This is a genomic window from Allopontixanthobacter sediminis, from assembly GCF_009828115.1.
In the GTDB taxonomy this organism is placed as follows: domain Bacteria; phylum Pseudomonadota; class Alphaproteobacteria; order Sphingomonadales; family Sphingomonadaceae; genus Allopontixanthobacter; species Allopontixanthobacter sediminis.
On record NZ_WTYL01000002.1, the window covers coordinates 192,620 to 219,097 of the forward strand.

General features: G+C 63.9%; 27 protein-coding genes. 15 read left to right on the forward strand and 12 right to left on the reverse strand.

What is annotated here, in order from left to right:
- Positions 1–3 precede the first annotated feature (3 nt).
- Positions 4–606 (reverse strand): Holliday junction branch migration protein RuvA, encoded by a 603-nt coding sequence (gene ruvA, locus GRI65_RS06655; protein WP_160755770.1) that lies wholly within the window; start codon positions 604–606, stop codon positions 4–6.
- Positions 607–695: 89 nt separating this feature from the next.
- Here ruvA and aroC point away from each other — a divergent pair, with 89 nt between their 5' ends.
- From aroC to ahpF, 4 genes are all read left to right on the forward strand, one after another.
- Positions 696–1,763, forward strand: coding sequence for a chorismate synthase (gene aroC / locus GRI65_RS06660; protein WP_160755771.1), 1,068 nt, complete (start codon positions 696–698; stop codon positions 1,761–1,763).
- The gene (locus GRI65_RS06665; RefSeq protein WP_202391212.1) at positions 1,756–2,505 is read left to right on the forward strand and encodes a glycoside hydrolase family 11 protein; all 750 of its coding nucleotides are present in this window, start codon (positions 1,756–1,758) and stop codon (positions 2,503–2,505) included. Before aroC ends, GRI65_RS06665 begins: the two co-directional genes overlap by 8 nt.
- Positions 2,506–2,653: 148 nt before the next feature.
- Positions 2,654–3,226 carry an alkyl hydroperoxide reductase subunit C gene (ahpC, locus tag GRI65_RS06670; RefSeq protein ID WP_160756512.1) on the forward strand — a complete coding sequence of 191 codons (573 nt, stop codon included), beginning with the start codon at positions 2,654–2,656 and terminating at the stop codon, positions 3,224–3,226.
- A gap of 119 nt (positions 3,227–3,345) precedes the next feature.
- Positions 3,346–4,947 (forward strand): alkyl hydroperoxide reductase subunit F, encoded by a 1,602-nt coding sequence (gene ahpF, locus GRI65_RS06675; RefSeq protein ID WP_160755772.1) that lies wholly within the window; start codon positions 3,346–3,348, stop codon positions 4,945–4,947.
- A gap of 12 nt (positions 4,948–4,959) precedes the next feature.
- Here the strand turns inward: ahpF and GRI65_RS06680 are convergent, their stop codons facing one another.
- From GRI65_RS06680 to GRI65_RS06690, 3 genes are read right to left on the reverse strand one after another with little or no spacing between them, the layout of a single operon-like run.
- A complete protein-coding gene (locus GRI65_RS06680; RefSeq protein WP_160755773.1) occupies positions 4,960–5,535 on the reverse strand; it encodes a Smr/MutS family protein in 576 nt (191 codons plus the stop codon).
- Entirely contained in the window at positions 5,532–6,719 is a 1,188-nt protein-coding gene (gene mltA, locus GRI65_RS06685; protein ID WP_160755774.1) for a murein transglycosylase A, read from the reverse strand. The genes GRI65_RS06680 and mltA overlap by 4 nt, the downstream gene beginning before the upstream one ends.
- Positions 6,720–6,770: 51 nt before the next feature.
- Complete coding sequence (locus tag GRI65_RS06690) at positions 6,771–7,418, reverse strand: Tim44/TimA family putative adaptor protein (protein WP_160755775.1); 648 nt, start codon at positions 7,416–7,418, stop codon at positions 6,771–6,773.
- A 249-nt stretch (positions 7,419–7,667) separates the two neighbouring features.
- Here GRI65_RS06690 and secB point away from each other — a divergent pair, with 249 nt between their 5' ends.
- The 4 genes from secB (at position 7,668) to GRI65_RS06710 (ending at position 11,687) form a co-directional block, all read left to right on the forward strand.
- Positions 7,668–8,192, forward strand: a complete 525-nt coding sequence (gene secB / locus GRI65_RS06695) for a protein-export chaperone SecB (RefSeq protein WP_160755776.1) — start codon at positions 7,668–7,670, stop codon at positions 8,190–8,192.
- Positions 8,193–8,217: 25 nt separating this feature from the next.
- The gene (gene murJ, locus GRI65_RS06700) at positions 8,218–9,789 is read left to right on the forward strand and encodes a murein biosynthesis integral membrane protein MurJ (RefSeq protein WP_160755777.1); all 1,572 of its coding nucleotides are present in this window, start codon (positions 8,218–8,220) and stop codon (positions 9,787–9,789) included.
- A 21-nt stretch (positions 9,790–9,810) separates the two neighbouring features.
- On the forward strand, positions 9,811–10,839 hold the full coding sequence (gene trpS / locus GRI65_RS06705; RefSeq protein ID WP_160755778.1) for a tryptophan--tRNA ligase: 1,029 nt from the start codon (positions 9,811–9,813) through the stop codon (positions 10,837–10,839).
- Positions 10,840–10,985: 146 nt separating this feature from the next.
- Positions 10,986–11,687 (forward strand): DUF4136 domain-containing protein, encoded by a 702-nt coding sequence (locus GRI65_RS06710; RefSeq protein ID WP_160755779.1) that lies wholly within the window; start codon positions 10,986–10,988, stop codon positions 11,685–11,687.
- Between the two features lie 63 nt (positions 11,688–11,750).
- On the opposite strand, the gene GRI65_RS06715 is transcribed toward GRI65_RS06710, so the two are convergent.
- The 3 genes from GRI65_RS06715 to GRI65_RS06725 are packed head-to-tail and all read right to left on the reverse strand — an operon-like array spanning position 11,751 to position 14,225.
- Entirely contained in the window at positions 11,751–12,086 is a 336-nt protein-coding gene (locus GRI65_RS06715; protein ID WP_160755780.1) for a hypothetical protein, read from the reverse strand.
- Positions 12,086–12,532 (reverse strand): dUTP diphosphatase, encoded by a 447-nt coding sequence (gene dut / locus GRI65_RS06720; RefSeq protein ID WP_160755781.1) that lies wholly within the window; start codon positions 12,530–12,532, stop codon positions 12,086–12,088. The genes GRI65_RS06715 and dut overlap by 1 nt, the downstream gene beginning before the upstream one ends.
- Entirely contained in the window at positions 12,525–14,225 is a 1,701-nt protein-coding gene (locus tag GRI65_RS06725) for a bifunctional phosphopantothenoylcysteine decarboxylase/phosphopantothenate synthase (protein ID WP_160755782.1), read from the reverse strand. Before GRI65_RS06725 ends, dut begins: the two co-directional genes overlap by 8 nt.
- A gap of 228 nt (positions 14,226–14,453) precedes the next feature.
- Here GRI65_RS06725 and GRI65_RS06730 point away from each other — a divergent pair, with 228 nt between their 5' ends.
- Entirely contained in the window at positions 14,454–14,849 is a 396-nt protein-coding gene (locus GRI65_RS06730) for a hypothetical protein (RefSeq protein ID WP_160755783.1), read from the forward strand.
- 8 nt (positions 14,850–14,857) lie between these two features.
- Here the strand turns inward: GRI65_RS06730 and ubiB are convergent, their stop codons facing one another.
- Both ubiB and GRI65_RS06740 read right to left on the reverse strand, forming a co-directional pair.
- Positions 14,858–16,426 (reverse strand): 2-polyprenylphenol 6-hydroxylase, encoded by a 1,569-nt coding sequence (gene ubiB / locus GRI65_RS06735; RefSeq protein ID WP_160755784.1) that lies wholly within the window; start codon positions 16,424–16,426, stop codon positions 14,858–14,860.
- A gap of 4 nt (positions 16,427–16,430) precedes the next feature.
- Complete coding sequence (locus GRI65_RS06740; protein ID WP_160755785.1) at positions 16,431–17,162, reverse strand: class I SAM-dependent methyltransferase; 732 nt, start codon at positions 17,160–17,162, stop codon at positions 16,431–16,433.
- Between the two features lie 69 nt (positions 17,163–17,231).
- Between GRI65_RS06740 and mutM the strand changes: the two genes are divergently transcribed.
- The 4 genes from mutM to GRI65_RS06760 all read left to right on the forward strand — a co-directional run bounded on the left by mutM (position 17,232) and on the right by GRI65_RS06760 (position 21,615).
- Positions 17,232–18,047: a bifunctional DNA-formamidopyrimidine glycosylase/DNA-(apurinic or apyrimidinic site) lyase gene (gene mutM, locus GRI65_RS06745; RefSeq protein ID WP_160755786.1), complete on the forward strand. Its 816-nt coding sequence runs from the start codon at positions 17,232–17,234 to the stop codon at positions 18,045–18,047.
- A gap of 405 nt (positions 18,048–18,452) precedes the next feature.
- Positions 18,453–18,713: a 30S ribosomal protein S20 gene (gene rpsT, locus GRI65_RS06750; protein ID WP_160755787.1), complete on the forward strand. Its 261-nt coding sequence runs from the start codon at positions 18,453–18,455 to the stop codon at positions 18,711–18,713.
- Between the two features lie 500 nt (positions 18,714–19,213).
- Positions 19,214–20,728: a chromosomal replication initiator protein DnaA gene (dnaA, locus tag GRI65_RS06755; protein ID WP_160755788.1), complete on the forward strand. Its 1,515-nt coding sequence runs from the start codon at positions 19,214–19,216 to the stop codon at positions 20,726–20,728.
- Positions 20,729–20,838: 110 nt separating this feature from the next.
- Positions 20,839–21,615 carry a HesA/MoeB/ThiF family protein gene (locus tag GRI65_RS06760; RefSeq protein WP_202391215.1) on the forward strand — a complete coding sequence of 259 codons (777 nt, stop codon included), beginning with the start codon at positions 20,839–20,841 and terminating at the stop codon, positions 21,613–21,615.
- On the opposite strand, the gene GRI65_RS06765 is transcribed toward GRI65_RS06760, so the two are convergent.
- The gene (locus tag GRI65_RS06765) at positions 21,601–22,317 is read right to left on the reverse strand and encodes an NAD-dependent deacylase (protein ID WP_160755789.1); all 717 of its coding nucleotides are present in this window, start codon (positions 22,315–22,317) and stop codon (positions 21,601–21,603) included. The two genes, GRI65_RS06760 and GRI65_RS06765, sit on opposite strands and share 15 nt — an antisense overlap.
- Before the next feature lie 204 nt (positions 22,318–22,521).
- Between GRI65_RS06765 and dapB the strand changes: the two genes are divergently transcribed.
- Positions 22,522–23,250 carry a 4-hydroxy-tetrahydrodipicolinate reductase gene (gene dapB, locus GRI65_RS06770; RefSeq protein ID WP_160755790.1) on the forward strand — a complete coding sequence of 243 codons (729 nt, stop codon included), beginning with the start codon at positions 22,522–22,524 and terminating at the stop codon, positions 23,248–23,250.
- A 10-nt stretch (positions 23,251–23,260) separates the two neighbouring features.
- Positions 23,261–23,905, forward strand: a complete 645-nt coding sequence (gene nth / locus GRI65_RS06775) for an endonuclease III (protein WP_160755791.1) — start codon at positions 23,261–23,263, stop codon at positions 23,903–23,905.
- Here nth and GRI65_RS06780 read toward each other — a convergent pair.
- A complete protein-coding gene (locus GRI65_RS06780; protein ID WP_232843988.1) occupies positions 23,874–25,229 on the reverse strand; it encodes a dicarboxylate/amino acid:cation symporter in 1,356 nt (451 codons plus the stop codon). The genes nth and GRI65_RS06780 overlap by 32 nt on opposite strands.
- The gene (gene dapE / locus GRI65_RS06785; protein WP_160755792.1) at positions 25,226–26,416 is read right to left on the reverse strand and encodes a succinyl-diaminopimelate desuccinylase; all 1,191 of its coding nucleotides are present in this window, start codon (positions 26,414–26,416) and stop codon (positions 25,226–25,228) included. Before dapE ends, GRI65_RS06780 begins: the two co-directional genes overlap by 4 nt.
- Positions 26,417–26,478 lie beyond the last annotated feature (62 nt).

A 26,478-nucleotide genomic window follows, 5' to 3' on the forward strand; every position in this document is an offset into this window, starting at 1 on the left:
TGTTCACCCCGCCGCCCTCTTCAGCGCGACGCGCACCAGCGCGTTCAAATCCGCGCCTTCACCCAGCTCGCCCTGCGCTTTCGCCACCGCGCTCGCCGCGATCGCAGGCTTGAAACCGAGGTTCTGGAGGGCCGACACCGCATCCGCGCTGGCGGAACCGGCGGGCATTACCACTGCGCCAACCGCAGCGCCGCCGCCGGGCATTCCGCCGGCCTTGTCCTTCAATTCGTTGACGATCCGCCCTGCCAGTTTCGGCCCCACGCCGTTCGCCCGGGCAACCATCGCCGCATCGCCATTGGCGCAGGCGGTCTGGACTTCGGCGGTCGACAGCGCCGACAGGATGGCGAGCGCGACCTTGCTGCCGACGCCCTGCACCTGCGTCAGTAACCGGAACCAGTCGCGTTCGGAACCTTCGGCAAAACCGAGTAGGCGCATGTCGTTTTCGCTGACCTGCAAGTCGGTATAGACGGTGCAGCTTTCCCCGATCTTGCCCAGCGCGGTCAGGGTGCGGGCGCTGCAATGCACCAGGTAGCCGACACCCTGGACGTCAATCACCGCCCAGTCAGAACCGGTTTCGTCGAGCAGGCCCTTCAGCTTTGCAATCATGGTTTGTTCTTGCGCGCAAAGCTGCGCTTGGTCCACCCTTCACGGACATTTATGGACAGCGCGGCGATCATGCGACAAGGGATGCAGCCATGAGCTACAACACATTCGGCAGGGCCTTGCGCTTCACCACCTGGGGGGAAAGCCACGGGCCGGCGTTGGGCGCGGTGGTGGATGGCTGCCCGCCGGGGCTCGCCTTGTCGGAAGCGGACATCCAGCCGTTCATGGATGCGCGCCGGCCCGGCCAATCGAAATACACCACCCAGCGGCAGGAACCCGACGCGGTTCGCATCCTGTCCGGCGTGTTCGAAGGCCGCACCACCGGCACGCCGATCAGCCTGATGATCGAGAATGTCGACCAGCGGTCCAAGGATTATTCCGAAGTCGCCAAGGCCTATCGCCCCGGCCACGCGGATTACGCCTATGATGCCAAATACGGGTTTCGCGATTACCGCGGCGGCGGCCGGTCCTCCGCCCGTGAAACCGCCGCCCGGGTCGCAGCAGGCGCGGTCGCGCGGTTGGTCATCCCCGAGGTGACGATCACCGCCTACATCAGCCAGATCGGCGGCGACGAAATCGACCGCGCTGCCATCGACTTCGCCAAAATCGGCAACAATCCGTTCTTCTGCCCCGACCCTGCCGCTACCGTCCGGTGGGAGAAGCTGGTCGATGAGGCGCGGCTGGCCGGATCCTCGCTCGGCGCGGTGGTCGAATGCGTCGCCAACGGAGTCCCCGCAGGCTGGGGCGCGCCGATCTATGCCAAGCTCGACGCGGATCTGGCCGGCGGGATGATGGGGATCAACGCGGTCAAGGGTGTCGAAATTGGCGACGGTTTCCTCGCCGCCACACTGACCGGCGAACAGAACGCCGATCCGATGCGCAGTGGTGAAAGCGGGCCGGAATTCGAAGCCAACCATGCGGGCGGGATCGCGGGCGGCATCTCCACCGGACAGCCGGTGGTGTGCCGGGTGGCCTTCAAGCCGACCAGTTCGATCCTGACCGCCGTCGACACTATCGACCGCGACGGCGAGAACACGCAGATCCGCACCAAGGGCCGCCATGACCCCTGCGTCGGCATTCGCGGCACCCCGGTGGTGGAAGCGATGATGGCGCTGGTGCTGGCCGACCACAAACTGCTCCACCGGGCGCAGTGTGGCTAGGCTGACGATCCGGACGGCGGCGCTGGCCTGCGCGCCGCTCCTGCTGCTGGCGAGCTGCGCCAATGTCGCCAGTATGAGCGGCGCCGGCGTTATCGAGGCGAACACAATCTGCACCAATCGCACAGGCGAACAGGGCGGTTATTTCTATACTTTCTGGAAGAGCAGCGGCGATGCCTGCATGGGGCTGGGTGACGCGGGACATTACACCAGCACCTACCGTCTGGGGCCCGGCGAAAATCTCGTGCTCGGCAAGGGCTGGCGGGTCGGGTCGCCGGCCCGGACTGTAACTTACCAGGCACGGGTATTCGAGGCCGGGACCAACAGCTACCTGACGTTGTATGGCTGGTCGGTAGACCCGCTGGTCGAATATTACGTGGTTGACGATTGGGGTAGCAACTTCACCCCGCCCGGATCCGGCGCCAAGCCGCTCGGCACTGTGGAGAGCGATGGCGGGACTTACCGCATCTACCACACCACCCGCGTCCGGCAGCCATCGATCCGGGGCACCGCGACTTTCGCCCAGTTCTGGAGCGTCCGAACGAACCGGCGACTCCACGGCGAGGTCGCGACGATTACTTTTTCCAATCATGTCGAAGGCTGGCGCAGGGCCGGGATGGAACTTGGCACAATGGATTACCAGGTCATGGCGACCGAGGGATTCGGCAGCACCGGCAATTCCGACATCACGGTCTGGGAGCAACCCTCGACCGCACCCGATTCAGCTGCTCCTCGACTCGATTGAGTTCCCGCAAACCCCGATCATCAATCAACAATTTATCCGATCAGTGGCATCGGAAAACTCGGCTTTAAAGCTCGGGTAATGCCCCCTATCTCGCACTTGCAACATTTTACCTCGCAACTGCAACACAACGGAGCAATTTATGACCACCATGATCGGTAAGGAAATCCAACCATTCGTCGCCACCGCCTTCAAGCCCACCGCACCGGGCAAGGGCGAATTCGTCGACGTGACCGACGGCGACGTTCGCGGCAACTGGGCCGTGTTCTTCTTCTACCCCGCCGACTTCACCTTCGTGTGCCCGACCGAACTGCAGGACCTTGCAGAACAGTACGACGCGTTGAAGGCGATGGGCGTCGAAGTGTATTCGGTGTCCACCGACACGCATTTCAGCCACAAGGCTTGGCACGAAACCTCCGACAAGATCAGCGGCATCCGCTTCCCGATGCTCGGTGACCAGAACCACACGATCTCGAACAATTTCGGCGTGCTGCGTGAAGGCCAGGGCCTCGCCGACCGTGCGACCTTCGTGGTCGATCCGGACGGCGTGATCCAGGTGATGGAAATCACCAGCGAAGGCGTTGGCCGTAATGCCAAGGAACTGGTCCGCAAGATCAAGGCCGCGCAGTATGTCCGTGCCAACCCCGGCCAGGTCTGCCCCGCAAAGTGGGAAGAAGGCGAAGATACCCTCGCCCCTTCGCTCGACCTCGTCGGCAAGCTCTAGGTTTGATTGAATACCCCTAGCCGCGGTTTCGACTGCGGCCCAAGGGACGGCCCGGGGCTCCCCTCCCGCCTCGGGCCGTTTCCCTGCCCTCTGCCCGCCCTTCCCGCTGGAGAATTTCAATGCTCGATCCTGCAATGCAGCAACAGCTGAAAACCTACCTTGCCAATCTGCGCGAACCGATCGAACTGGTCGCGACCTTGGCCGAGGGCGATCCCAATTCCATGAAAACTCGTGACCTGCTGGAAGATATCGCGGCGCTGCATCCGATGGTCAGCGCGGCGTTCGACGGCACTGCCAGCCGCGCGCCCAGTTTCCTGATCCGCCGCGCGTCGGACCACGACGCCGCCGTGACATTTGCCGGCCTGCCGATGGGCCACGAATTCACCTCGCTGGTGCTCGCCCTATTGTGGGCCGGCGGCCACCCGCCGAAGGTCGACGCCGAGGTGATCGACACGATCCGCGGCCTAGACGGTGCTTTCGAGTTCGAGATGTATTTCTCGCTATCGTGCCAGAACTGCCCCGACGTGGTGCAGGCGCTGGCGCTGATGGCGATCCACAATCCCCGTATTTCCGCGACCCTGATCGAAGGCGGGGCGTTCAAGGATGAAGTCGACAGCCGACAGGTGATGGCCGTCCCGTCGATCTTCCTGAACGGCGAACCCTTCGCCAATGGCCGGATGGAAGTGGCCGAAATCCTCGCCAAGCTGGACAGCGGTGCGGGCGACAAGGCTGCGGCCAAAATCGCTGCGAAGGAACCGTTCGAAGTGCTGGTGATCGGCGGCGGGCCGGCCGGAGCGTCGGCGGCAATCTACACTGCGCGCAAAGGATTCCGCACCGGCGTGGCGGCGGAGCGGTTCGGCGGGCAGCTGCTCGACACCATGGGCGTCGAGAACCTGCCGTCCGTGACCTACACCGAAGGGCCCAAATTGGCTGCGCAGCTGGAAGCGCATGTTGGCGATTACGATATCGACGTGATCAATCTGCAACGGGCAGAAAAGCTGATCCCCGCAGCGCGCGAGGGCGGTTACCACGAAATTGTGCTGGCCAATGGCGCATCGCTGAAGGCGCGGTCGCTGATTGTGACCACCGGGGCGCGCTGGCGCCAGTTGGGCGTTCCGGGCGAAGACAAATACCGCAACAAGGGCGTGGCCTATTGCCCGCATTGCGATGGTCCTCTGTTCAAGGGCAAGCGCGTTGCGGTGATCGGCGGCGGCAATTCCGGGGTTGAGGCGGCCATCGACCTCGCCAACATCGTTGGTCATGTGACGTTGGTCGAGTTCGACAGCAAATTGCGTGCCGACGAAGTGCTGCAGGCCAAGCTGCGCAGCATGAGCAATGTCGACATCATCACCTCTGCCAAAACCACCGAGATGACCGGAGACGGCGAGAAGGTGAACGGCTTGACCTATCAGGATACGGGCAGCGGCGAGGAACACCATGTCGAACTGGACGGCGTGTTCATCCAGATCGGGCTGGTGCCGAACACCGAGTGGCTCAGAGATTCCGGCCTGGAACTGACGAAGTTCGGTGAAATCGCCATCAATGACCGCGCGGCGACCAACATTCCCGGCATATTTGCAGCGGGGGACGTGACCACCGTGCCATACAAACAGATCGTGATTGCGATGGGGGAAGGATCGAAGGCCGGACTGACCGCCTTCGACTATTTGATCCGCACCGAACCGGTCGAGGAAATCGCGCAGGCTTTCCAGGCGGCCTGACCGGCGGCCAGCCTACCTTCGCAGGACGATATAGATCGCACCGTCGCCCCCGTGGCGGCGGTGCGATTTTCGTATGGCGGCGATGGCGTCGGCATGCTGCCCCGCCGCCAGCCAGTCGAGAATCTTGGAGCGGATCGCCCCGCGCCGGCTCGCCCGGTCCGCCGCATCGACCGGGCGCGGCTTCCCCGTCACCACCAGCACCAGCCGCGCCCCCATGGCGCGGGCCTGGCCAATGCCGTTTTCCAGCCGCCCATGCGCTGCATCCAGACCGTGACCGTGCAGATCGAGAGTGACATCCGGATCGATACTGCCGCTCTTGAGCCGTTTGTCCCAGTGCGAATCGAGGCCCCCGGCACCAATCGGCCGGGCAGCCCGGACGGGAGCGATTATGGCAGCGGCCTGCCTGGGCGGCGGAGGCAGTGCGCGCTTCTCGGGCTTCGGAGCAGGGGCGACCTTGATCGGAGCGGGAGATATCGCGATTTTGGTCATCGGTGTTTCCGAACGCCTCCGCACCAACGGCACCACTGACGCGGCGACACGCGCCCACGCCTCCGCTTCTTCGGCGCTCAGGCCGCGCGGCGGCTTCATTGTCCGGTGAGGCGCTTTACCGTGCCCTTTGGCAACAGGACCAGCGCCTGCCCGCGCGCGCTCATTCCGCCAGCGATTTGCCGGGCATCCTCACCCGCGCCCCAGAAAGTGTCGAAGCGGTTGGCGCCCTTGATTGCGCCGCCGGTGTCCTGAGCGATCCACATGCCGTTCGCTTCCCGGCGGTCCATACTGAGCCATACTGGCGCGCCCAGCGGGACGAAACTGGGATCGGCGGCAACCGAGGATTCGCGCCGCACCGGCACTTCCAGCGCGCCCAGCGGACCGTCACCTTCCAGCACCCGGAAGAAGATCCAGCTCTTGTTAAGCCGCATCAGTTCGCGCCCTTCGACAGGATTTTCGCGAATGTACTGCATGATGCCCTGCATGCTGCCGGCATATTTACCGGGGCCATCGCCCAGCAATCCGCGTTCGCGCATGATCTTGCCGATGCCGATATATTCGCGGCCGTTCTGGCTAGCATATCCAATCCGCGTCACCGTACCATCGGGCGCGACCAAACGGCCGGAACCCTGGATCTGGAGGAAGAAAAACTCCACCGGGTCCTGCGCCCATCCGATTTCCAGTCCGCGGCCTGCCAGCGCGCCGTTCTCGATTTCGGCGCGGTCGTAATAGGGCACGAATTTGCCGCGCGAATCGTAACGCCCAAGCGGGGGGCGCCCGGTCCGGTTTTCGGCAGAGACATCATCCGGCCATCCGCGGACCAGATCCGCGGGCACCGCATAGACCGGCGTATCGTAACCAGGCCGGCGTGTGCGGCTGCCCTTGATCTCGGGTTCGAAGTAGCCGGTGGCAAAAGCCGCACCGTCGCCGACCCGCGCGGTTTCGAAGAACTGGTCGAAGAACGCAGGTGCCCGGCCAGCCGGCCAGGTTGCGCTGGCTTCGCATGCGCCGCGCCAGTCGTCTTGCCGCGTCAAGCCGCTCGCATCGGTTCGGCGGAGCAATTTAGGGCAGCTTTCCCGGAAGGAGCCCAGCGCCGTGCCAGCGTCCAACGGGTTCATTCCCAGGGCTGCGACGGCTGGCCCGCGCTGTAGACCCGCTAGGGAAGCGCTGATTATCGAAGCGTCGGGTCCTGGTGTGACTGCCGGGCCGCTCGATGAAGGAATGATACCCGCGCATCCTGCCAGGAGGGCAACCGCGGCAAGTACCGAGAGGCGCTTCATCATTCGCCCCTGATCAGGCCGGTAAAGGACACATCCGAGGCCGGCGCGGCATAATCAGCCTTCGTCCGTTTCATCGAGGATCCAGTCTGGTGCCGACGATGTGACATCGCGGCGGAACGTCCAGATGTCGCAGGTTTCGATCGCATCATCCAGCGAACCGGCAATCATGGTCCCGTCCTTGTCGCGGGTGACCGCGGCGATATCCGCCACGAACCGCACGGCTACGCGGGCTGTCCTGCCGTCCAGTTCGGCGCTGTGGATCACCGTGTCCTCGATCCGGATCAGCCGGTTGTCGAGCGTCTCGCCGGCTTTTTCACGCGCGTCGATCGCGGCTTCGAAGCTGGCGTAGACATCATCGTCGCACAATTCGCGAAGCGACGCCTTGTCACCATTCCAGAACGCTTCCAGCACCATGCCGTACGCGGCCTTCGCGCCCTCGAGGAAGGCGGTGATGTCGAAGCGGCGGTCGGCTGCGGCGATCTCGCGCACGCCCTGTTCCACTGCGGGAAGCACGCCGATCAGTTCGCGCGGACGCGGCATGGCAGCCTGGGCCGCTTGCGGCGTGGTCGGCGGAGCCAGCTGGTCGTCGAACCGGGTCGGAATCGATTCCTCCTCGTGCTCCGCCCTGCGGCCGAGCACCGAATACAGCCGCATGCCAAGAAACGCGGCGATCATGGCGAGGATGACGATTTGAATTATCACGTAAGACTACCCGCAGTTTGGCTGGCGCAGCACGCGCCTGCCCGATTAACTCTGATAGTGCCTTAAATAGGGATCGATTACAAATGAACAACGTCCGGCCGTGCGCGGTCCGCCACGCGGGGCGTCCGCCCTATCTCCAAAGTTGCCTGACACGCGCTTGAGTGCTACGCGCCGCGCCGAAGCCTGCGGGGCCTGGATTTCGCCGCGCAGACACTGTTTCACCTGACGAAGTAGAAAGCACAGTTCATCATGGCCGACGAAGGCGACGTACTCACCGACCTCAACATGAATCCCGCCCCGAACGGCGAAGACACCCAGCCGGTTGCAGGGATCATCTCCCAATATATCAAGGATCTGTCGGTCGAAAACCCGAATGCCCCGGCCAGTTACCAGTGGACCGACCAGCCGCAGATCGACCTGCAGTTCAATATCGGCGCAAGCCCGGTGAATGACCAGATCCACGAAATCGAACTGAAGGTAAACGTGACCGCCAAGGCGGAACAGGGCAACGCCTACCTGATCGAATTGTCCTATTGCGGCCTCGTCGGGATGCGCAATCTGCCGGACGACCAGATGCACGCCTTCATGTACGCGGAGGCGCCGCGGATCCTGTTTCCCTTCGCCCGCCGGATCATCGCCGATGCAACCCGGGATGCCGGTTACCAGCCGCTGATGCTTGATCCGATCGATTTCAACGGCCTGTATATCGCGCAATTGCAGCGCAAGGCGGAAGAACAGGCAGCAGGCGAAGCACCGCCGGCCGGCACCGCCTGAACCCGCTGACCACCGAGCGGCACGGATGAGCCTGCTCAAGAACGTCGGTACGATCGGCGGGCTGACCATGGTCAGCCGGCTGTTCGGCTTCGCCCGCGACATGCTGCTGGCGCGCGTACTCGGTGCAGGCGGAGTGGGCGATGCCTGGCAGCTGGCGTTCCAGTTGCCGAACATCTTCCGCCGCCTGTTCGCCGAAGGAGCGTTTGCCTCCGCCTTCGTGCCGCTGTTCAACCGGCGGATGAAGGAAGGCGACGATATTTCCGAATCGCGCCGCTTCGCCGAAGAAGTGCTCGCCTTCCTGATCCCAGTCCTGCTGGTGTTCGGGACGCTGGCGATAATCGCCATGCCGTGGATCGCCGGCCTGTTCGCCAATGAAGGGATCGAGGAAGATCCGGCCCTGATGGACCTCGCGGTGCTGATGGCGCGGGTGGCGTTTCCCTATCTCGCCTTCATGAGCCTGGCGACGCTGTTCGCGGCGGTGCTCAACAGCCTGTCACGCTTTGCGGCGGCGGCGGCGGCCCCGATCCTGCTCAACATCTGCATGATCACCGCACTGGTGTATGGCACCACGCTGGGTGACGGGGTCGAAGCGCGGCGGCAGGTCGGGTTCTATCTGTCCATCGCGGTTACGGTGTCGGGGCTGCTGCAGCTGTTGTGGTTGGGGTGGTGGGCCCGCAAATCGGGGTTCCGGATGAGCTTCCAGCGACCCCGGATCACTCCCGGCGTCAGGGAACTGGGAATTCTCATCCTGCCGGCCGTGCTCGGCGCGGGGGTCTACCAGATCAGCCGCTTCATCGACCTGTTCTTCCTGTCGACCCTGCCAGACGGGGCCTACAGCTACCTCGCTTACGGCGACCGGCTCAACCAGCTTCCGCTGGGGATCATCGGCATCGCTCTTGGCACCGCGATCCTGCCGTCCCTGTCGCGGATGATCGCGGTGGAAGACGCCGGCGGAGCCTCGCGCCTCCAGAGCAATGCCGTTGAACTGGCGATGCTGCTCACCGTGCCTGCAGCGGTCGCACTCTATGTAACCGGAAGCGCATTCACCCGTGCGTTCTACGTCGGCGGCGCGTTCAGCATTGCGGACGCGTTTACCACCGGTGCAGTGGTGTCGGCGCTGGTCATCGGCCTCCCCGCCTATGTCCTGATCAAGGTGCTGATCCCCAATTTCTTCGCGCGCAAGGACACCCGCACCCCGGTCTATACCGCAGGAGCATCGCTGCTGCTCAACATCGCGCTCAATTTCCTACTGGTGCCGCGGCTCGGGGTGATCGGGCTGGCGCTGGCCGGCGCACTGGCGGCGTGGAGCAATGTGATCCTGCTGCTGATCCTTCTCGCACGGAAGGGGTATTTCAAGCTCACCAACCGGGTCTACGGTCGGATCGCGCGTATCTTCGTAGCCGCTGCCCTGATGGGCGCCGCGCTCTACTTCGTCACGCCGCTGGGAGCGGAGTATTACGCGGGCGGCGTGCTTGAACGGATCGGCGCCATCCTCGCGCTTGTGCTTGTCGGCGCAGCGGTTTACTTCATGGCTGCGGTCGCCCTCGGGGTCGTCAACCGGTCCACTATCGAGCAATTTACCAAACGTCCCGGTTGAGGGGGCGGCAGAGAGATCATCATGCGAGTCGTTTCCGGAATCCAGCCTACGGGCAATCTGCACCTGGGCAATTACCTGGGGGCGATCCGCAACTGGGTCCGGCTGCAGGATGAAGTGGTTGCTGCGAGTCAGGAAGGCAGTCAGTGCCTGTTCTTCCTCGCCGATCTCCACGCAATTTCGATGCCCTACAATCCGGAGGATTTGCGGGCCGGAACGCTGGAGATGACCGCGGCCTTGGTGGCCTGCGGGATCGATCCGGACAAATCGGTGCTGTTCAACCAGGCCCAGGTGCCCGCCCATGCGGAACTGCAATGGCTGCTGAGCGGGACCGCCCGGATGGGCTGGCTCAACCGCATGACCCAGTTCAAGGACAAGTCGGGCCAGAACCGCGAAGGCGCGTCCATCGCCCTGTTCACCTATCCCGTGCTGCAGGCGGCGGATGTTCTGTTGTATCAGGCGACCCATGTCCCGGTGGGGGAGGACCAGAAGCAGCATTTGGAACTGGCGCGCGACATCGCCCAGAAATTCAACAATGACTTTTGCGCCGATGGCGCGCCGGTGTTCACCCTGCCCGACCCGATCGTGCCGCGCGAAGCGGCCCGGATCATGAGCCTGCGTGACGGGATGTCGAAGATGAGCAAGTCCGACCCGTCGGAACGCAGCCGGATCAATTTGTCGGACGATGCCGACACGATTATGAAGGCCGTCAAGAAAGCCAAATCCGACGCCGAGCCCCTGCCCTCGGAACAGGCGGGATTGGCGGGACGTCCGGAGGCACTTAACCTGGTGACCATCTACGCCGCCATGACCGGCGAAACAATCGACCAGGTTCTGGCGACTTATGGCGGCGAGGGTTTCGGCCGGTTCAAGCCCGCCCTCGGCGAAGTGCTTGTGGAAACGCTCAGCCCGATTTCGCAGCGCTTCAACGAACTGAAACAGGACCGGGAATCGCTCGACGCCATCCTCGCTCGCGGTGCTGCCAAAGCCCGTGAACTCGGCGGCAAGACCTTGAATTCCGCCTATGAAGCACTGGGACTGGTACGCGGTTAAGCGTGCCAAGCCGGTCCCCGCAATAGGCCCCTGAAATATCATTCAAATTGCGTTCAGCAGGCGTGGAGCATAAGCTCGGTAACAATTGCCGCCCGAGTCTGTACCATGTTCGGCGGCGAACCAATTACTCGTCGAAGGGGCGCAGAATGACACACACAACTCAAAAGCTGGCTGTACGGTACGGCCGCGCCGCGAAATTGGCGGCAATTCCGCTGTTGCTGGCGGGGCTTGCCGCGTGCGCGACGCCGTTCAAGGCGGACGTCTCCCGGTTCCAGACCCAGCTTCCGGCGCCGGCGGGACAGACCTTCGCCGTAGTTGCGGATGATCCAAAACTGGCGGGCGGTCTCGAATTCTCGATGTATGCCGACGAGGTCGAAGAAGAAATGCTCCGTCTCGGTTATACCGAAGCGGCGCCGGAGAATGCCAACCTGCTGGTCCGGTTCGATTACGGGGTTGATAACGGCCGCGAGCGTATCCGCACTACCAGTGTCGGACGTTACGACCCGTTTTACGGACCGTGGTATGGCTACCGCCACCCGTTCTATCGCAGCCGCCTCAGTTACGGGCGGCCATGGGGCTTTGGCTATTACGACCCGTTCTTCGATTCGGGACCGGATATCCGTAGCTACACCGTCTATACCAGCGGGATCGACGTGAAGATCGACCGTGCCGCGACGGGCGAACGGCTGTTCGAAGGCAAGGCGGAAGCCATGTCGACGTCCAACCGCCTGCAGTACCTCGTGCCTAATTTGGTCGAGGCGATGTTCACCGACTTCCCCGGCAATTCGGGCGAGACGGTACGAATTTCGATCGCTCCGGAAAAGACGACCGTGCGCCGGATCGACTGACCGGCACCAGGACTTATTGAACGAGAAGGGGCGGCTCCGGCAACGGAGCCGCCCTTTTTTGTGCTATTTGCGGCGCCGGGTCCTGACAGCGGCGATGCCGACACCGATTGCCACCGATCCGATCAGGAACGCTCCCGGAAAGTTCAGGCTGAGCGGATAGTCGCCTCCCCGTCCCCACCGGTCCACCAGATCAATCGCAAAATTGCCCACGTGGATGGCCGCCACCAGCAATAGGAAGGTGCAGCCGAGATTGCGCCAATCCAGTCCCGGCCAGCCGGTCCGCCGCGCCACGAATTGCTGGATACGCGCCGCGACCCACACCATGACCAGAATCCAGATGGCCAGCACCAGCAGCGCAAGCAGCGCTGCAGCGGGGGACATGGCGGCGGGGTCCAGCATCAGGTGCCGGTAGAGCCGAACCCGCCCCCGCCGCGCTCCGTATCGTCAAGCTCTGCCACCTCTACCCACCGCGCCCGGGTAACCGGGGCGAGCACCAGCTGCGCCACCCGGTCCCCGCGCGCGATCGCGAACGCCTCGGCCCCGTGATTGATCAGCAGTACCTTCAATTCGCCGCGGTAATCGGAATCAATCGTCCCGGGCGTGTTCGGCACGGTTATCCCGTGCTTGAAGGCAAGGCCGGAACGCGGCCGGACCTGGATTTCGAAGCCCTGCGGTATCGCCATGGACAGGCCGGTGGACACCGGATGACGTCCGCCGGGCGGAATGGTCACGTCCTCCGCCGAAACAACGTCCATCCCCGCCGCGCCGACGGTCGCGTAGCGCGGCAGTTCCAGCCCCTCGCCATGCGGCAGGCGCTTAAGCCCGATGCCGACCGGGTCACTCATGTGCGTCTCCCGCCAGCGCTTCGGCGATCCGTTCGACCAGTGCACGGGCAACATCCTGCTTGGGCATTTCCTCAAGCGTTTCCACGCCTTCGCTGGTAACGATGTAAACTTGGTTGTCGTTACCGCCCATCACACCGGTGCCCACTGGGCCCGAAACGTCGTTGGCAACGATCCAGTCGACGCCCTTGCGCTTGCGCTTGATCTTGGCATTCTCGACCACGTCCTCGGTTTCCGCGGCAAACCCGATCAGCAGGCCCGGGCGGTTGGTGCCGCCTGCGACCGTCGCCAGGATATCGGGGTTCTCGGTCAGGATCAGCGCCGGCGGCGCAGAGCCGCGTTTCTTCATTTTCTGCTCTGCGAAATCCTTGGTCCGCCAGTCCGAGACGGCAGCAACCATCACCGCCACATCGGCAGGCAGCAACCGCTTGACCTCCGCCGCCATTTCCTCCGCCGATTCGACATCGAACCGTTCCACGCCGGGCGGTGTCTCGAGCGACACGGGGCCGGCGACCAGCGTCACCCGCGCGCCGGCGTTGGCCGCGGCGGCAGCGATTGCAAAGCCCTGACGCCCCGAAGAACGGTTGGCGATATAGCGCACCGGGTCGATCGGTTCGTGCGTCGGTCCGGCGGTCACCAGCACATGCTTTCCAAACAGCGGACGGTGGTCCGGGTCGGTGTCGAAATCGGGCTGGCCGTAAAGCGGGTCTGCTGCCAGTGGCGTATCGCCCGGCAGCGGTTCGGGGGTGAAGCCAGCTCCGCCGGATTTCACCATGTGGTTCATTGCCTGCGGGTCTGTCGGCGGCGCGGAGGACGCCTTGCCCTTGGTCGCCAGCAGCGAACCGGCAAAACCGGGCTTGGCCAAGGGCGCATCCGGCACGCTACTCATGGTCTCTTCTTCGGCGGTCTCTTCGGGAGCTTCAGCCACTTCCTCCAAGGGCTCGGGAGCGGCAGCCCATTCTTCCTCGATTTCACGGGCCGATCGTTTCGGCATGCTGCGCGGGATCAGCGAAGCGAACAGTCCGCCTAATCCTCCGCCGCGTCGTGCAATATCGGGTTCAGGCTCCAGCGCCTCGTCCGTTTCATACCCTTCGTCCTCATCCCAGGATTCGGGCGGGGGCGCATAATCGTGCTCCAGCCCGAGCTTGTCGGCGATCTGCGCCCACACGGCTTCGGGTTCGGGCATCCGGCCGGGTCCGAATTCGCCGCAGGCCATCGGCCCGACGTCCGGTTCGACGACAGTCACCCCGGCCTGCCGCAACCACTCGATGTTGCGCTGGGTGGCTTCATGCTGCCACATCCGGACATTCATCGCCGGAACCGCCACCACCGGCTTGTCGGTCGCAAGGATCAGAGTGGTGGCGAGATCGTCTGCGATCCCCGCCGCCATCTTCGCCAAGAGGTCCGCTGTTGCGGGGCACACGACTACCAGGTCGGCCTCCCGGCTAAGCTGGATATGACCCATTTCGGCTTCGTTCTTCAAATCCCACAGGGTTGTGTGAACCGGGTTTTCGCTGAGCGCCGCCAGCGCCATCGGAGTGACGAACTGCTGGCCGCCCTTCGTCACCACACAGGTGACTTCGCCCGCGACACCGCCGGCCCCCTTGCGGATCAGCCGGACGAGTTCGCAGGATTTATACGCCGCAATGCCGCCGCCAACCACCAGCAGGATACGCGGGCTTTTCGCGGCGCTCATGCGGGCGGTTTCGCAAATGCCGCGATCAGGCGGGCTACCGGCAACATTTCTGGTCTCCCCTGTTCGTGCACGCCAGATATCAGGCGCGAATGGATCGGTACGCACGAGCGCGCACGTGTCACCGCCCCCATACAACCGTCTTTCAATCCCCTGCAACGTAGTGGTTAATTTTTACCTAGCGGGCAAGAGGCATTGCAGTGTAACCCCTTCGCCTAGGGGAGAATTTCCATGCGCCTGATCCTTACTGCGCTGCTGTTTGTCGGCGGTTTGTTTTTCGTAGCTATCGGGGCAGGGTTCCTACTCAATCCCGCAACCGCCGGGGCCGATTTCAGTGTCATTCCGGACGGGATCATAGGCCACGCCAGCCTGCGCGCCGATTTCACCGCGTTTTTCGTTGTCGGCGGCGGATGCATGATCTGGGGCGGCTGGAAGCGCAAGGGCGACCCCCTACTGGTGTCCGCCGCGCTGTTCGCGACTGCATTCATTGGCCGCGCGGTAAATTTGATCGTGATGGGCCCCTATGACGGGTCCTGGATGCCAATGTTGGTGGAAGCGGCAGCCACGATCATCTGCCTGACTGGCAGCCGGGTGCTGCCGCACACCGCCTTCACCGAACTGGACTGAAGTTCCCGCTATCCGATCACGCCGAGAACCATCGCGGCGGCGACCACGCCCGCGCCGACCAGTCCGGACAACAGGTAGCCGGGCCAGTTGCTGCGGGTGTCACCGCGCAACCGCCGCTTGGGATCCAGGATCAGTTCGATATCCGGCAGCGGCGGCAGGTCCGGCGCACCGCCCTTGGGCGGGTATTGTTCTTCCAGCCGGCGGATCAGCGCGGGGATGCGCAGCAAGGTATCGGTGTCTTCCTTGATCCGGTCCGCAATCGCCGATTCGGGCCCAAGTTCGTCGCGGATCCACGCCCGGACGAACGGTGCCGACACGTCCCACATGTTGATCTGAGGATCGAGCTGGGTGGCGATCCCTTCCACCATCACCATGGTTTTCTGCAGCAGCAGCAAGTGCGGCTGGGTCTGCATGTCGAAGTCGCGGGTGATCGCAAACAGCCCGTCGAGCATCTGGCCTACGCTGAGTTCGCTCACCGGCTTGCCGCGCATCGGTTCGCCCACAGCCCTCAACGCGGTCGCGAATTCGCCGACCGAATGGTAGCTCGGCACATATTGCGCCTCGAAATGGATCTCCGCCACGCGGCGGTAATTGCCGGTGGTCAGGCCGTAGAGGATTTCCGCCAGCCATGCCCGCGCGCGCCGGTCGATCCGGCCCATGATCCCGAAATCGATCGCCACGATCGTCCCGTCCGCGCGGACGAACAGATTGCCCTGGTGCATGTCGGCATGAAAAAATCCGCCGCTGATCGCCTGGGTGAGGAACGCCAGCACCAGCCGCTTGGCGAGTTCGGGCAAGTCATGCCCCGCCGCGAGCAAGGCTTCGCGGTTGCTGATCTTGATCCCGTCGACCCACTCGATGGTCAGCACCTTGCCGTTGGTCCGGTCCCAGTCGATCGCCGGGATCGCGTAGCCGGGCACCGCCTTCATGCTTTCCGACAATTCGCTGGCGCTGGCCGCTTCGCGCCGCAGGTCGAGTTCGCTGTTGGTCCAGCGCTGGAAATTGGCGATCGTCAGCCGGGGGCGCAGCCGCAGCGCTTCCCCACCCATCGCCTCGAGATGCGCCGCGGCCCATTCATAGGTCGCGATGTCCTTGGCGAATTTTTCGCGGATGCCGGGGCGCAATACCTTGACCGCAACAGGGACGCCCTCGGTGGTGACGGCGCGGTGGACCTGCGCGATCGAAGCCGCGCCCACCGGATCGGGATCGATGCTGGAAAACAGCGTGTCGAGCGGCCGACCGAAACTGGCTTCGATCGCCTGCCGGATCAGTTCGAAATCGACCGGCGGCAAATCGTCCTGCAGCGACAGCAGGTTCTGCGCGGCTTCCTCGCCCACCAGGTCGGGCCGGGTCGCCAGCGATTGCCCGAGCTTGATCGCAGCCGGGCCGATGTCGCGAAAGGCCTCTGCATAGCGCGGCTGTCTGGGCTGCGTAGTGCCGAAGCGCGCAATCCGCGCCAGCCGCTTGACCGGCAACGGTGTGTTGGGATCGCGTTCGATCCCGCGCAGCGCGCCATGCTTCGCCAGCGTCCGGCCCCATTTAAGAAGCCGCCAGATATGCGTTGCCGGTCTCGTCACGAAATCACAGTTTCCAGCCGGAATGAATGGCGACCGCGCCGCCAAGGATCGGTTCGACCTTTGTCCGGGCAAAGCCGGCAGCGCGGATCATGCCTTCGAATTCCGGCATCCGGGGGAATCGGCGGATCGATTCGGCGAGGTAACGGTAGCTGTCCTCGTCGCCTGCGATCAGCTTGCCCAGCTTGGGCATCAACCGGTGCGAATAGAGATCGTAGACGTCCTTGAATCCGGGCCATTCGGTGGTCGAAAATTCGAGGCAGTAGAACCGCCCGCCATGTTTCAGCACCCGGTGCGCTTCCGCCAGCGCACGGTCGATATGGGTCACGTTGCGGATTCCGAACGCGATGGTGTAGGCGTCGAATGTGCGGGAGGAAAAGCCAAGCTCCTCGGCATTCTGGCGTGACCAGACGAGCCCGTCGATCCCGCGTTCCATCGCGCGCTCGATCCCCACGTCGAGCATTTCCTGGTTGATGTCGGACACGGTGACGTCCGCGCCGCGCGCCGCCATCCGGAAAGCGATGTCGCCGGTGCCCCCGGCCATGTCGAGGATCGCCTCGCCCGGCTGCGGTTTGACCCGCCGCACGAAGCGGTCTTTCCATAACCGGTGCATCCCGCCCGACATCGCATCGTTCATGATGTCGTATTTGGCAGCCACATTGGAAAAGACTTCGCCCACCAGGGCGGTCTTCTCGCTCGCATCGACATCTTTGTAGCCGAAAGAAACCTGATCACTCATACGCGCCGCCTTACGGGCAATTGCCCCCGCCGGAAAGGGTGTTAGAGGGCCTGATGCCGGAACTCCCGAATGCCTGAACTTCCCGAAGTCGAAACCACGGTCCGCGGGCTTGCGCGTTTCCTCGATGGACAGCGGATCGTGCGCGCGGCGGTGAACCGCGCGGACATGCGTCGTGCGTTCCCGGTGGACCTGGTCCAGGCGATTACCGGAGCGCGCGTCACCGGTCTTGGCCGGCGCGCGAAATACGGCCTGATCCATACCGACCGAGCGCGCAGCATCGTCTTTCACCTGGGCATGAGCGGCCGCTGGCGGATCGATCCCGAAGCTCCGGACAAGCACGACCATTTCATCCTCGAAACCGCGGATCACCGCTTCGCGCTATGCGATCCGCGCCGCTTCGGCTGGGTCGACCTTGTCGATACCGGCGCGCTGGATGAATGGCCCGCCTTCGCCGCCATGGGTCCGGAACCGCTCGGCCCGGACCTGACGGCGGACCATCTGCGGACCGCCTTCAAAGACCGCAAGCAGGCGGTCAAGCTGCTGCTGCTGGACCAGGGCATCGTCGCCGGACTGGGCAATATCTATGTATGCGAAGCGCTGTTCCGCGCCGGCATACGGCCCGACAAGCCCGCCGGAAAAGTAACCCGCCCCGCGCTCGCCCGCTTGGTCCCGGCGATCCGGGAAGTGCTGCTGCAATCGATCGAGGACGGCGGATCCACCTTGCGGGACTATGCCCGGCCCGACGGGGAACTCGGCTATTTCGCGACCCGCTTCGACGTCTACGGCCGCGAAGGCGAGGCTTGCAAACGGGGCGACGGCGGCACGATCAAGCGGATTGCACAGGGCGGCCGCAGCACCTGGTATTGCCCGAAGTGCCAGAAGTGAGGGAGGGATGAGGAATCAAGCGTGGGCGTGGGCACCTCGACCGGTTTTTGTCTGGCCTCAGGCGCCGGCGGTCGCATTCGCTCCCTCAGGCTTCCGCGCTAACCGCGCGGCGGGCAGTTGCCCTTCGGCTGCCGCGGCCAAGATCAGGCGCATCGCCGTTGGTGTGGAATTGCCCGGTACGCGACCAGCGGACCGCAAGCGCGACCGCGCGCCGGGCGGCCAGCCCGCCCCTCGGAGGCGTGAGCGCAGCGAACTGGCCGTGAGAGAAACCAAACTCCCAAACAAACTTGACGATTCGCCCGGTGCTTTGTAAGGGGCGCGCTTTCCGGCGGGAAACTGCCGTTTTTCGTATTTGCAAATTCTAAGCTTCCGGCCGCTCATGTGGCGGCCCGATAAAGGACAGACATGGCCAATTCGCCGCAAGCCCGCAAACGTATCCGCCGCAACGACCGGCGCGCCGAAATCAACGGTGCCCGCATGAGCCGTATCCGCGGTTTCGTGAAGAAGGTCGAATCGGCCATCGAAGGCGGCGACAAGGCCGTTGCCGCAGAAGCCCTGAAGGCAGCCCAGCCTGAACTGGCTCGCGGCGTTGCGCGCGGCGTCCTTCACCAGAACACGGCTTCGCGGAAGATGTCGCGTTTGTCCAAGCGGGTTGCCGCTCTCTGATTCGGACGACGATTCGTCAAGAATCGACCAAAATCGCGGGCCATCGGCCGGCTTTGAAATCAGGATTGGGCCGGTGCTTTTAGCGCCGGCCTTTTTTGTTACCGCCCAGTTACATCTATACTTTGCAACACCCCTAGGAAATCCCGCGATTCGCGCTCTCAAAAAGGTCAAAATCCAGAGTAAACAGGGTGTTAAACGCAGCTCTGCGGGGTTGAACCGAGTCAACCGCTTTATTTCAGATTTTTTACGGTCAATACTATTGCGTCACCGAAAATCCGGTTCATAACACCAGTCCGGCTCGGGACTGGACAGTCCGAGTCCTAAATATCATTTGCCGATAGGGGGCAGCCCCGGGGAAAGTAGATTCCCGGGAACGGCGTAGCTGTGTTCGCGGAACTTGACCGTGAACCTGCGCAGTTGCGCCGTAGCTATCGGAGTTTTTTTGGATAAGCGTTGCCAGCGCAAAAGCGGGCGATGAAGTGGTGGGATCTGGAAAATCGATGGCGAGCAAAGACATGAGCGCGGGTGAGGCGAAACGCAAAGGCAATGACGACAGCATGGAAGATCTCGAAGCGGTAAACCTGGCGGCCGATTGGTCCGACATCAGCCAGGGCTTGCGCAAGGATCTGGGCCATCAACTGCACAGCCAGTGGATCAAGCCGATCCAGCTTGGCGGTTTCTGCAAGGACACCGGCACCCTCGATCTTTACCTGCCGACCGATTTTTCCGCCAACTGGGTGCAGGACCGTTTTTCCGACCGCCTTTCGCTAGCCTGGAAAATTGCCCGCAGCGAAGTGCGCCAGGTTCGCATCGCCGTTCACCCCGGTCGCCGCAAGCTGCCGGAAATGACCCTGCACGGCGGCGGCTATTCCGACGATCTGTCCGGCGCCTATGGCAGCCGCACTTATGCAGGCAATCGCCGTCCGGCCAACGACGGCAGCGATCCGTCGCTGATCGCTGCGGGCACCATCGGGCAACAAGGCTTTACCTCATCGGTCGGCCTCGACCCGTCGCTGACCTTCGCCGCTTTCGTGACCGGCGAGACCAATATTCTCGGCTGCAACGCGGCTCAGCGCATGGCGGCCACCGAAACGCCGCAATTCTCCCCGCTCTACCTCAAGGCCGCAACCGGCCAGGGCAAGACGCACCTGCTGCACGCGATTGGCCATTCCTATTTGGCGGCGCATCCGCGGGCGCGCATATTCTACTGCAGCGCCGAACGCTTCATGGTCGAATTCGTCCAGTCGCTGAAACAGAACCAGATGATGGAATTCAAGGCCCGCCTGCGCAGTTTCGACCTGCTGCTGGTGGACGATATCCAGTTCATCATCGGCAAGGCTTCCGCGCAGGAAGAACTACTCTACACGATCGATGCGCTGCTGGCCGAAGGCAAGCGGCTGGTGTTTGCCGCCGACCGCGCCCCGCAGGCGCTCGACGGGGTCGAACCGCGCTTGCTCAGCCGGTTGTCGATGGGCCTGGTGGCCGATATCCAGCCCGCCGATATCGAACTGCGCCGCAAGATCCTCGAATCGAAACTGACCCGCTTCGCCCCGCTCGAAGTGCCTGGCGACGTGATCGAATTCCTCGCCCGGACCATTACCCGCAATGTCCGCGAACTGGTCGGCGGTCTTAACAAACTGATCGCCTACGCCCAGCTGACCGGCCAGACCGTGTCGCTGCAACTGGCTGAGGAACAGCTGACCGACATCCTCAGCGCCAATCGCCGCCGGATCACGATCGACGAAATCCAGCGCACGGTGTGCCAGTTCTACCGGATCGACCGGTCCGAAATGAGCAGCAAGCGCCGCGCCCGTGCCGTGGTCCGCCCGCGCCAGGTGGCGATGTATCTTTCCAAGGTGCTGACCCCGCGCAGCTATCCCGAAATCGGCCGCAAGTTCGGCGGACGGGATCACTCCACCGTCATCCACGCCGTGCGCCTGATCGAGGATTTGCGCACCCGCGACGCCGATATGGACGGGGACGTCCGCAGTTTGCTCCGGCAGCTGGAAAGCTGAGAAATAAAGAGAGAGCGCTTCGGGTCGCTCCACCGGTGAACCACTGCCTGTCCCTATCCCCCTCCACAGGGATATCGACAGGCAGTGGTTACCCCGCGTAAGGGCGCGTCATGTCCTTGTCACCCGACCGCCTCGACCGTTTTGCCCGGCACATCGTCATCCCCGAAATGGGCGGCGCAGGGCAGGTCGCGCTGGTGCAGGCGCATGTCGCGCTGGTCGGGCTCGGCGGGATCGGTAGCCCGGTGCTGCAATATCTTGCCGGTGCGGGTATCGGCCATCTGACCCTGATCGACGACGGCGATGTCGAGCTTTCCAACCTCCAGCGCCAGACCCTGTTTACCCAGCGCGATATCGGCCATTCCAAGGCGGTGGCGGCGCGCGGCTGGCTGGCCAATTTCGACAACCGGATCATCGTCACAATTCGCGATGACCGGGTCACTTCGGGTAACGCCGCGGCGCTGGTTGCAGGCACCGACCTAGTGATCGACGGGACGGACAATTTCGCCACCCGGCTGGCCATTTCCGACGCCTGCGTCACGGCGGGCGTGCCCCTGCTCAGCGCGGCGGTGGGCCGCTTCCAGGGCCAGGTTGCCGCCTTTGCCGGTCACCTGCAGGACCAGCCGTGTTACCGCTGCTACGTCGGCGATGCGTTCGATGCGGACGACTGCGATACCTGCGCCGAGGACGGCATGCTTGGCGCGATGGCGGGATGGGCGGGCACTTTCGCCGCACTGCAAGCCGTGCGCTTGCTGCTGTCCGGCAAGGCCGCGTTCGGCGATCCGCAATATGGCAAGCTGCACCTGCTCGACGGGATGAAACCCGCGATGCGGACGCTCAACCTAGCCAAGGACCCCGCCTGCCGGGCCTGCGGATCACCCCCCGAGTAACTCGTCCACCCACTCGCTGACCACCTTGGTCGCGGGGCCGAGGCGCGTTTCGTGGAACCAGCGCGAACCCTGGCTCCGCTCCAGGTTCAGTTCCAGCGTCCGGGCGCCAAGGTCTCGCGCCTGCCGCACCAGCCCCGCTGCCGGATACACCGCGCCGGACGTGCCGATGGAAACGAACAGGTCCGCCCGCCCCAGCGCGGCATAGATCTCGTCCATCCGGTAAGGCATTTCTCCGAACCAGACAATGTCGGGCCGCAGCGCCGGGCTATCGCATTCCGGGCAGGGCGGGCGGTGGATCAGCGGACCGGTCCAGCCCGGCCGGGCGTCGCAGGCGGTGCACCACGCATTGAGATGCGTTCCGTGCATATGCAGGACATTCTCCGCGCCCGCCCGTTCGTGCAGATCGTCGACATTCTGGGTCACGATCAGGACGCTGCGGCCCGGCTGGGCCGACCATTCACGGTCCAGCCGCGCCAAGGCCAGATGCGCGGCATTGGGCTGCTTGGTCTGGATCGCCTCACGCCGCATGTCATAGAACCGCAGCACCAGTTCGGGATCGCGCTCGAACGCTTCGGGCGTCGCGACATCCTCCACCCGGTGCTGTTCCCACAGGCCCCCGGCGGCGCGAAACGTGTCGATCCCGCTTTCCGCGCTGACACCGGCGCCGGTGAGGATCACGATGTTGGAAGTTTCTGTACCCATCCCCTGAATGTTTACCATCCAACGTTAGGGCGCAACCCCTATGCGAAGCGCGGCAGGCCCCGGTCCGGCCGATGTGCGAATGAGGGCGAAAAAACCGCCATTGTCGCGGGCGGGCATCCGCCCTATTTCGGCAGCCATCATCTCAGCGTTACCGGGGCCAGGCAGGTGCTGGGCGCCCATCCAGACCTCTGAAGGGGACACAGCATGGCCGCGATCGGCATTATCGGCAGCGAGGGCCGCATGGGCCAGGCGCTGGTGGCAGCGGTCAAGGGAGAAGGCCACGATTTGGCGGGCGGTATCGACAGGGGCGGCGACGTGGCCGCGCTGGCCGCGAAATCCGATGCGCTGGTGGATTTCTCCGCTCCCGCCGCGCTGCAGGGCAATCTGGACGCGGCAATTGCGGCGGGCATTCCGTTGCTGGTCGGCACCACCGGGCTCGACGCGGAACACCACGCGGCCATCGGGGAAGCGGCGCATACCGTCGCCATCCTTCAAACCGGTAACACCTCGCTGGGCGTCACCCTGATGGCGCATCTGGTTAGCGAGGCAGCATCGCGGCTGGGCGATGACTGGGATATCGAAGTGGTCGAAATGCACCACCGGATGAAGGTCGACGCCCCGTCCGGCACCGCGCTGCTGCTCGGCGAAGCAGCGGCGAAGGGTCGCGGGATCGACCTTGCCGCCCATTCGGAGCGCGGGCGGGACGGCCAGTCCGGCGCGCGGGCGGCGGGCGCGATCGGCTTTGCCTCGCTGCGCGGCGGCACGGTTGCGGGCGATCACAGCGTCATTTTCGCAGGCGACGAGGAACGCATCACCCTGACGCATAACGCCGAAAACCGGATGATCTTCGCGCGCGGCGCGGTGAAGGCGGCGGCCTGGCTGATCGGCAAGCCTCCGGCGCGCTACACCATGGAGCAGGTGCTGGGGCTGTGACCGCAATCCGATGACGAAAGACCAGATTTTCGAATTTTTCCGCCGTCTGGCCGAGGATAATCCCGAACCGGAAACCGAGCTGGAATACGGCAACAATTTCCAGCTGGTGGTGGCGGTAGCGCTGTCGGCGCAAGCAACCGATGTCGGCGTTAACAAGGCCACGCGGGCTTTGTTCGAACGGGTCAAGACGCCGCAGCAAATGATCGAACTCGGCGAGGACGGGCTGAAAGACTACATCAAGACAATCGGTCTGTTCAATTCCAAGGCCAAGAACGTCATCGAACTATCGCGGATGCTGGTCGACGAATTCGGCGGCGAAGTCCCGTCCGACCGCGACGCGCTGACCCGGCTGCCCGGGGTGGGCCGAAAGACCGCCAACGTGGTGATGAACTGCGCCTTCGGGCACGAAACCTTCGCGGTCGACACGCATGTTTTCCGTGTCGGCAACCGCACAGGCCTCGCCAGCGGCAAGACCCCCGAAGCGGTCGAGGCGAAGCTGGAAAAGCGCGTCCCCCAGCCGTTCCGCCGCCATGCCCACCACTGGTTGATCCTGCACGGGCGCTATACCTGCAAGGCGCGCACCCCGGAATGCTGGCGCTGCCCGGTGGTGGACCTGTGCAGCTTCAGGAAGAAAGTCCTGGAGCCGCCGCGCTAGTCTCACCGCCGGTTACCCCGTCGAGTTCTCCGCTGGTGGCGGAGATGACCTGTGCAGCCACCAAATCGCCGATCACGTTGAGCGTCGTGCGGCACATGTCGAGGAAGCGGTCCACCCCGAGGATCAGGCCGATCCCTTCCGGCGGCACCCCGACCCCGCCCAGGATCAGTGCGATCACCGGCAGCGATCCGCCCGGCACGCCCGCGGTGCCGATCCCGGCCAGGATGCAGATGATCATCACGAAAATCTGGTCCGTGATCGTCAGGTCGACGCCGAAGAACTGGGCGAGGAACAGCACCGTCACGCCTTCGAACATGGCGGTCCCGTTCTGGTTCGCGGTGGCGCCGATGGTCAGCACGAAGCGCGCGATCTTGCGCGGCAGTTTCAACTCCATATCCGCGACCCGCAGCGCCGTCGGCAGCGTGGCGTTGGAACTGGCGGTCGAAAACGCCATCAGGCTTGCTTCGCGGGTCTGCTTGAAGAAGGCGATGGGGCTTTTCTTGCCGAGGAATTTCAGCAGCAGCGGGAACACGCCGAACATCTGGATGCCGAGCGCCAGCAGGACCACCCCGACAAACGCCGCCAGCTTGAACAGCAGGTCCCAGCCGAATTGCGCGCTCAGATTGAACATGAAGCAGAAGATCGCGATCGGGGCCAATTGAATGACCAGCCCGATCAGCCGCATGGCCACTTCGAACACCCCTTCGATGGCATCCTTAAGCGTTTCCGTGCGGCGGGTCTGGACCAGCAGCAAGCCGATACCGAAGAACAGCGCGAAGAACATCACCGCCAGGATGTCGTTGTTCGACATGGCGGAAATGATGTTGGACGGGACGATGGCAATCAGCTGGTTGACCCCGGCATCGCTTTCCGCAGACGCCTGCACGATGCTGGCCGCGCCTTCGCCGCCTTGCGCCAGCAGATCCTGCGCTTCCGCCCGGTCGACGCCGGCGCCCGGTTGCAGCAAATTAACCGCTGTAATGCTGATCAGGACCGCGATGCTCGACACGATGACGGTGTAGATCAGCGTGCGAAGGCCGATCTTCTTGAGCGCGCGTATCTCGCCCATTTCGGCAATGCCGACTACCAGCGCGGAAAACAGCAGCGGGATCACCAGCATGAACAGCAGGCGCAGGAAAATCTGCCCGATCGGCCCGGTCACATAGGTAATGATCGTGCCGATCCATTCGGCATCACGCGCGAAGGTATAGGCAAGCAGCCCGGCGGTCAGCCCTGCGACGAAGCCGATCAGGATACGCCATTGCAGCTTGCCGTGGCCGATCGGCGCGGCTTCGGCCGCCATCTCTGCTGCGTCAGTGCTCATTCTGGGTTCCCCTGAAATTCCCGGCCGAGTGCCGCAAGCGCGATCCGGCGATAGATCCGGCCTAGCGCATCCAGATCGGCGATGGCCACCGCTTCGTCGCGTTTATGCATGGTCGCGTTCACCAGCCCGAATTCGATCACCGGGCACAGCGCGCGCAGGAACCGCGCATCGGAGGTGCCGCCGGTGGTGGAGGCTTCCGGCTCGATCCCTGTTTCCGCTTTGACCGCTGCGGCAATCATCACGGAAAATTCGCCCGGCGGGGTGAGGAACGGCTCGCCGGAAATGACCGGGAGGGCGGTGCCGCCATGCTTCACGGCAATCGCGGTCACCATTTCGGACAGGGACGCCCCGCTGTGCCGGTCGTTGAAGCGGATCGAGACACGCGCCTTCGCGGTTTCCGGAATGACGTTATGCGCGGGATTGCCGACCTCCAGATCGGTGATTTCGAGGTTGGAGGGCTGGAACCAGTCGGTGCCCTCGTCCAGCTCCAGCGCGTCGAGTTCGGCCAGGATGCGGACCATGGGGGGGATCGGATTGTCGGCCAGGTGCGGATAGGCGACATGGCCCTGCGTGCCCGCCACTTCGAGCCAGATATTGACCGATCCGCGCCGCCCGATCTTCATCATGTCGCCCATCCGGTTGACCGAGGTCGGTTCCCCTACCAGGCAAAGGTCCGGCACATCGCCCCGCTGGCGGATCAGGTCGATGATCGCTTTGGTGCCGTAAGTGGCCGGGCCTTCCTCGTCGCCGGTGATGATGAAACTGAGGGTCCCCGCATCCGCCGGGACTTGCCCCGCAGCGGCGACCATGGCGGCGATCGCGCCCTTCATGTCGACCGCTCCGCGCCCGTACAAAAGGTCCCCGCCCGGCGCGCTGCGTATCGCGGGAATGAAAGGATCGCTCGACCAGGCCGGGCCAGGGGGGACCACATCCAGGTGCCCGGCAAAGGCAAGATGGCGGCTGCCCGCTGGCCCACGCCGGATAGCGAACAGGTTTTCTACCGGCCCGTCGGGCGCTTCGCCCTTGATGAAGCGGATAATCTCGAATCCGAGCGGCTGGAGCAGGGCTTCCATTACCGAAAACACCTCGCCGGTGGCGGGGGTCACGCTTTCGGCGGCGATCAGGCGCTGGGCATAGGCCAAGGCGGAATGGTCGGCGGCGGAAAGCGCGTGGCTGGTGTCGGTCATCGAAATGTGCCTAAAGCACTGTGATGCCGCTTTCCAGCACGAGTTCCAATCAGGAGGCACCG